The following is a 7,159-nucleotide window of genomic DNA, read 5'->3' as shown; positions in this document are numbered from 1 at the left end:
TCCTGATACCCGACGAATACTTGCCCCAGATAACTCGTTCCCCGACCTGTGTACTGAGACGTTATGTCAGACATACGGAAGGCCAGGGCGCGGGCAAGGCGGGTAACCTCACTGACGTCGCCGGTCTTGTCTAGCTGATCCGCCGCAGTGATTAATGCCAGGCAAGCGTCGCCCATGTCGTTCACCAGACGCATATCCGGGTAGCCGCGGGTCACAATATCTTTGCGGTTAGCAGCCATCAGGCTGTTGAAATAGTCCCAGCGTTTCACAAGTTGGCTTGCGGTATCGGCTGAAATCTCTTCTTCTGTGCCGCTGATAATACGACTGGCGGCTGCATGCGCTGAGGCCATGGACTCATCGATCCGGTTGGCATACTTCAGATCCGCATCCAGGCCCTGATACATATAAAAGCTGGCCATGGCATTGGTTACCTGAACCTTCAGCGCGTGGATGTCTGCAGGGTCTGAGGCAAGAGCACGAAGGCTGAAAATAAGGCTGACAACAAAAAGGGTAACGCGGGTCTTGTTCATAATGTGTCTCTGGTGACTTTCTAACAAGCAATCCCGTCAGTTTATTCTTAACTTACAATCCAGCCCATAGACGCTTACAAAGGGTAACAATTCTGGCCTGATCGGCAGCGGTGCTAAAGGTCTATGAACGTCAATATCCCGACATGCCCTGATTCTGAATCTGGCGTGATCTATTGACTTTCATGCGCCTCTCTGGGAAGGTGTGCCTCTCAGATTCAAACGCTCGTATGAATTGTTTGCTTTTTAAGCAATTGAGCCTTGTTTCACCAACCGGCGCGGTATCCAAACGGGTATCTGACTGCCAACAGCTAACCACCATGTGGAGATCAGTTGATGATTTACGAAGGTAAAGCCATCACGGTAACCCTGATCGACGGCGGAATCGCCGAACTGAAATTCGATCTGCAGGGCGAATCAGTTAACAAGTTCAACCGCGTAACTATTGAAGATCTGGACGCTGCTGTTAAAGCAATCCAGGGCAACAGTGACGTTAAAGGTGTTCTTGTTACTTCTGGCAAAGACGTATTTATCGTAGGTGCGGATATCACCGAATTTGGCGAAACGTTCAAGCGTAGCGAAGAAGAAATCGCTGCCTGGACCCTCGAAGCCAACCAGATTTTCAACGCATTCGAAGATCTTGAAGTACCAACTCTGACAGCGATCAACGGTATCGCACTGGGTGGTGGTTTTGAAATGTGCCTTGCTTCAGACCTGCGCATCATGTCTGACAAAGCCAAGGTCGGTCTGCCTGAAGTTAAACTGGGCCTGATGCCTGGCTTCGGTGGTACCGTTCGTCTGCCACGTGTTATCGGTGCAGACAACGCCATCGAATGGATCTGCATGGGCGCTGAAAACCGTCCAGACAAAGCACTGAAAGACGGCGCAGTAGATGCAGTTGTTGCTGCTGACAAGCTGCACGAACAAGCCGTTGCTATGTTGAAGTCTGCAATCGCAGGTGAGATCAACTGGCAGGCACGTCGCGAAGAGAAGAAAGCTAAGCTGAAGCTCAACGCGATGGAAGGCATGATGGTATTCGAAACTGCGAAAGGTTTCGTTGCTGGTCAGACTAAAGGTCAGTACCCAGCGCCAATCGTTGCGATCAAAACTATGCAGAAAGCAGCTAACTCGCCACGCGACAAAGCTCTGGAAGCAGAAGCAAAAGGTTTCGCTCAGCTGGCTAAAACGTCAGAGAGCAACGCTCTGATCGGTCTGTTCATGAACGACCAGCTGCTGAAGAAAAAAGCAAAAGACTACGACAAGAAAGCCAAGCCTACTAACAAGGCTGCGGTACTTGGCGCAGGTATCATGGGTGGCGGTATCGCTTATCAGTCTGCACTGAAAGGCACCCCAATCATGATGAAAGACATCAACGAAGCAGGTATCGAGCTGGGCTTGAACGAAGCCAACAAGCTGCTGGCCAAGCGCGTTGAGAAGAAGAAAATGAAGCCGGCTGCAATGGGTGAAGCGCTGAACCGCATTCGTCCTACTCTGAGCTATGGCGATTTCGGTGACGTAGACACAGTTGTAGAAGCTGTTGTTGAAAACCCTAAAGTGAAGAAGGCTGTACTGGCAGACCTGGAAGATCAGGTAACTGAAGACACCATCATCACCTCTAACACCTCTACCATCAGCATCGACCTGCTGGCGGCAGACCTGAAGCGTCCTGAGAACTTCCTGGGTATGCACTTCTTCAACCCAGTGCACATGATGCCTCTGGTTGAAGTTATCCGTGGTTCTAAAACTTCAGAAGAAGCGGTTGCTACTGTTGTTGCTTACGCGAAGAAAATGGGTAAGACCCCAATCGTTGTAAACGACTGCCCAGGCTTCCTGGTTAACCGTGTACTCTTCCCTTACTTCGCTGGTTTCGCTGGCCTGGTACGTGACGGTGGCGACTTCACCAAGATCGACAAAGTGATGGAGAAATTCGGTTTCCCAATGGGTCCTGCTTATCTGCTTGACGTTGTTGGTATCGACACTGGCGTTCACGCCAACGAAGTGATGGCTGAAGGCTTCCCTGACCGTATGAAGGCAGACTTCAAGTCAGCCATGGACGTGATGTTCGAAAACGAACGTTACGGCCAGAAGAACGGCAAAGGTTTCTACGTGTATGAAACCGACAAGCGTGGCAAGCCTAAGAAAGTTGTTGATGAAACAACTTATGAGCTGATCAAGCCAGTGGTTGCCGACGCAAAAGAATTCGACGCAGAAGAAATCATCGCACGCTGCATGATTCCAATGTGTATCGAAGTTGCACGCTGCATCGAAGAAGGCATCGTAGACACTGCTTCTGAAGCAGATATGGGCCTGATCTTCGGTATCGGCTTCCCTCCATTCCGTGGTGGTGCATGCCGTTACATGGATTCCGTTGGCATGGCTGACTTCGTTGCACTGTGCGACAAGTACGCTCACCTCGGCAATCTGTACAAAGCAACCGATCGCATGCGTGAAATGGCAGCGAACGGCGAAAGCTACTTCGGTTAATAAGCGCACCAGGAGAATTTAAACCATGTCTTACAATCCAAAAGACGTAGTTGTAGTAGATGCAGTGCGCTCACCTATGGGTCGTTCCAAAGGTGGCGTATTCCGCAACGTACGTGCAGAAACCATCTCTGCCAACCTGATCAACGCTCTGTTTGAGCGTAACCCAGGCGTTAACCCAGCACTGGTCGAAGACATCATCTGGGGCTGTGTTAACCAGACTAAAGAGCAAGGCTTTAACGTTGCTCGTCAGATCGGTCTGATGACTGTAGTGCCTAAAGAAGCAGGCGCACTGACTGTTAACCGTCTGTGTGGTTCTGCCATGTCTGCGATCCACACTGCGGCGCAGGCTATCCAGACTGGCAACGGCGACGTATTCGTTGTTGGTGGTGTGGAGCACATGGGTCACGTCGACATGCAGCACGGTTTCGACCACAACCCAGAAGCGTCTAAGTACTCTGCAAAAGCATCCAACATGATGGGTCTGACTGCAGAAATGCTGGGTAAAATGCACGGCATCACTCGTGAACAGCAGGACGAATTCGCAGCTCGCTCACACCGCCTGGCGCACAAAGCGACTCAGGAAGGTAAGTTCGAGAACGAAATCGTACCTATGTACGGTCACGATGCAGACGGCAAAGAAGTACTGGTGACTAAAGACGAAACTATCCGCCCAGAAACCACTGCAGAAAGCCTGTCTGGTCTGCGTCCAGCGTTCGATCCTAAAGGCGGTACCGTAACTGCTGGTACGTCTTCACAGATCACCGACGGCGCTGCAGCTATGCTGCTGATGAGCTACGAAAAAGCTCAGGAACTGGGCCTCAAGCCACGCGCACGTATCGTGGGCATGGCCGTTGCCGGTGTTGACGCTGCAATCATGGGTTACGGCCCGGTTCCAGCGACCAAGAAAGCACTGAAGCGTGCAGGCCTGGAAACTACTGACATTGACTACTGGGAACTGAACGAAGCGTTCGCAGCACAGTCACTGCCATGCATCAAAGACCTGAAGCTGAAAGACATCGCAGAAGATCGCATCAACATCCACGGCGGCGCAATCGCCCTGGGTCACCCACTGGGCTGCTCTGGTGCACGTATCTCAACCACGCTGATCAACGTTCTGGAACAGAACAACGGTAAGTACGGTGTGAGCACTATGTGTATCGGTCTTGGTCAGGGTATCGCGACTGTCTGGGAAAAAATGTAATCTGACGGGCTACTGCGCTTGCTAATACGGCGTTGAAAGTAGCTTCGGTATGCTCATGTACTACGTGTACACTGCGCTTCCTCTGCTACTTTCGCCTTGTCTTAGCGGCGCTCGCTACGCCCTCCAGCGTTACAAAAAGAACCGGCCACTTGGCCGGTTTTTTTGTGCCTGAGATTTGGGGGAGGGCGGGGATTTGTAGGAAATGAGATGGACCCGTCCCCCTTGTGCCATGATGAGATTGCACAACATCAAACCGGCATCGAAGAAAGAGGGTCCACCTATGAGCAAGTTTAATACGATTGGCATTGATTTGGCTAAACAGATCTTTCAGGTTCATATCAATGATGCAAATGGCAAGAAGCTTATTTCGAAAAGGCTGAAGCGTAGCCAGTTATTAGATTACATTCGCCAGCAACCGAACGCTCTTGTGGCGATAGAAGCCTGCTCTGGCGCACATTGGTGGGCGAGACAGTTTCAATCTTTGGGGCATGCTGTAAAGGTAATACATCCAGCGTACGTAAAACCGTTTGTTCAGATGCATAAAAACGATCAAAGGGATGCCCAGGCCATTGCCGAAGCGGCGGTCAGACCGAATATTCCAGCAGTGAGTGTGAAGTCACAGGAGCAGTTGGATTTACAGGCGATACATAGAGTCAGGGAGCTACCTTGAGTGAGTATGAAGCTGCAGGGGATGAGTTGCTGAGTTACTTCGCAGAGGAGGGTTTTCTTTGCTCAAGCATTTATGCATCCGGCAGTTCAGAGTGCTCCATCCTGCTTGGTATGCAATATCAGAGCGAGTAGCTGTGAAAGTGAGGTAACTCTCACGGAACACATATGTGTCTCAGTGGGCCAATCGACTGACTGAAGTCAATAAAGTATTCCATCCTGTCTGCTATCTTGCATGAGAAATCACTATTGCAGGTGCAGAGTAAGATGACAGGTTCAACCCCCCGCAACGCTACCACCGAGGCAGATGCCACCTCCGGGTATTGGAGCAATTCAGCCAGTAATACTCTTCCCCCTCCGGATATGACGGGTCCTTACATGCGTTTCCGGCCTTTACCAACCGCCGGTGTTGAGAAACGCCGGGCGCATATTATCGGTAGTGGTATTGCAGGTATGGCGGCGGCGTTTTACCTGATCCGCGATGGGCACATGCCCGCTGCTAATATTACTGTCTATGAGAGCTTGCCTAAAGAAGGTGGCTCACTGGATGGTGCGGGTAATGCTGAAGAGGGTTATCTTATCCGCGGCGGTCGTGAAATGAATTGGAATTATGACAACTTCTGGGACATGTTTCAGGAGGTGCCGGCGCTGGAATTACCAGAAGGTTTCAGCGTGTTAGACGAATACCGTCTGTTGAACGATGCTGATCCAAATTATTCTCGTGCGCGCTTGATGCATCAGTGCGGCACGATTCGGGATTTCAGTGATTTTGGTTTGAGCAAGAAGCACCAGTGGGAGTTATTGAAGCTTCTTCTGAAACGTAAAGAAGATCTCAATGATCTCACCATTGAACAATATTTCTCAGAGAGCTTTCTTGAGACGAACTTCTGGTTCTTCTGGCGCTCCATGTTTGCCTTTCAGAATTGGCATAGCCTGCTGGAGATGAAGCTCTATATGCATCGTTTTCTGGATGCAATTGATGGTTTGAACGACATGTCCGCGCTGGTATTCCCTAAATACAATCAGTACGAGAGCTTTGTTCTGCCATTGGCAACTATGCTGAAAGCAAAAGGCGTCCAGTTTGTTACGCAGGAACGAATCCGTGATCTTGAGTTCAGTGAGGTAGGTGAAGAGCTGACGGTTACCGGCCTGTTGTATGGAGATGGTGAGCGTATCGAGGTCGCTGATGATGACCTGGTGTTTGCTTTGACCGGATCAATGACTGAAGGATCGGGTTATGGTGATATGGATACGGTTGCACGCTCCGCTCGGGGAGTTCATGAGCCTGGGCCAGGAAGCGACTGGGAGCTGTGGCAGAACCTGGCACGTCGGTCGCCGCGATTTGGTCAGCCTGATAAGTTCGTCGGTGATACGGATCGCTCTGCGTGGATTTCGGCAACACTGACTTGCTCTCCATCAGTTCTGACAGAGAAATTCGCCGAACTCTCAGTAAATGACCCATATTCAGGCCGTACTGTAACAGGCGGCATTATCACCTTTACCGATTCTGCCTGGGTTATGAGCGTCACACTTAATCGACAGCCGCACTTTCGTGACCAACCGGAAGATGTGTTAGTGGCTTGGGTATATGCTCTGCGTATTGATGTACCGGGTGATTTCGTCAGTAAACCGATGCGCGAATGTACCGGTCGCGACATTCTGCAGGAGCTTAGCTATCATCTTGGGTTGAAAGATGAGTTACAGGATATTGAGGCGTCTACTAAGGTGCGGACGGCTTTTATGCCATACATCACAGCAGAGTTCATGCCTCGCGCTGCGGGAGATCGTCCACGCGTCGTTCCTGATGGTTGTCGTAATCTGGCGTTGGTTGGTCAATTTGTAGAGACGAACAATGACGTCGTTTTTACGATGGAGAGCTCGGTGCGAACAGCACGAATTGGCGTTTATCAGTTGCTGGGTATCCCCAAGCGTGTTGCTGATATCAGCCCGACGCAGTATGACATCCGTCATCTTCTGAAAGGTGCCAGAGCACTTAATAACGGAAAACCTTTTCCGGGAGAACGTATTCTTCACCGGTTATTGGACAACACGTATTTTGCTCATATCCTCCCACCTTTGCCTGAAGAAGAGCATGCTCACTCGTGGAAATCTGAGCTTGATCAATGGCTTCAGAATGTAAAACAGAAGTGGAGAATTTAGACAGTCAAGTTGAGAGGGAAAGCCTGATTTTTTTTGTCTTCAAATTTGCCGACTGAGGCGAGGTAGTCGAAAACTTCGTTATAGGCTACGAATTAGGCGAACTACTTGGACCGAACTACTT

At 50.4% G+C, this 7,159-nt stretch carries 5 protein-coding genes; 4 read left to right on the top strand and 1 reads right to left on the bottom strand.

Annotated features, from left to right (window positions below; genetic code table 11):
* The coding region (locus B2067_RS02815) for a hypothetical protein (RefSeq protein WP_301387372.1) at positions 1-530 on the bottom strand (530 nt) is incomplete at its 3' end.
* Between the two features lie 333 nt (positions 531-863).
* Between B2067_RS02815 and fadB the strand changes: the two genes are divergently transcribed.
* The 4 genes from fadB (at position 864) to B2067_RS02795 (ending at position 7,038) form a co-directional block, all read left to right on the top strand.
* The gene (gene fadB, locus B2067_RS02810) at positions 864-3,011 is read left to right on the top strand and encodes a fatty acid oxidation complex subunit alpha FadB (protein WP_297530549.1); all 2,148 of its coding nucleotides are present in this window, start codon (positions 864-866) and stop codon (positions 3,009-3,011) included.
* A 25-nt stretch (positions 3,012-3,036) separates the two neighbouring features.
* On the top strand, positions 3,037-4,212 hold the full coding sequence (fadA, locus tag B2067_RS02805) for an acetyl-CoA C-acyltransferase FadA (RefSeq protein ID WP_301387371.1): 1,176 nt from the start codon (positions 3,037-3,039) through the stop codon (positions 4,210-4,212).
* Between the two features lie 280 nt (positions 4,213-4,492).
* Positions 4,493-4,882, top strand: coding sequence for an IS110 family transposase (locus B2067_RS02800; RefSeq protein WP_301387370.1), 390 nt, complete (start codon positions 4,493-4,495; stop codon positions 4,880-4,882).
* A gap of 263 nt (positions 4,883-5,145) precedes the next feature.
* Positions 5,146-7,038: an oleate hydratase gene (locus B2067_RS02795; protein WP_301387369.1), complete on the top strand. Its 1,893-nt coding sequence runs from the start codon at positions 5,146-5,148 to the stop codon at positions 7,036-7,038.
* Positions 7,039-7,159: the final 121 nt, after the last annotated feature.

The sequence above is a fragment of the Thalassolituus sp. UBA2590 genome, from assembly GCF_002339775.1.
Classification (GTDB): domain Bacteria; phylum Pseudomonadota; class Gammaproteobacteria; order Pseudomonadales; family Oceanobacteraceae; genus Thalassolituus.
The sequence above is the reverse complement of the archived record's forward strand: the minus strand, read 5'-3'. Positions and strand labels throughout refer to the sequence as shown.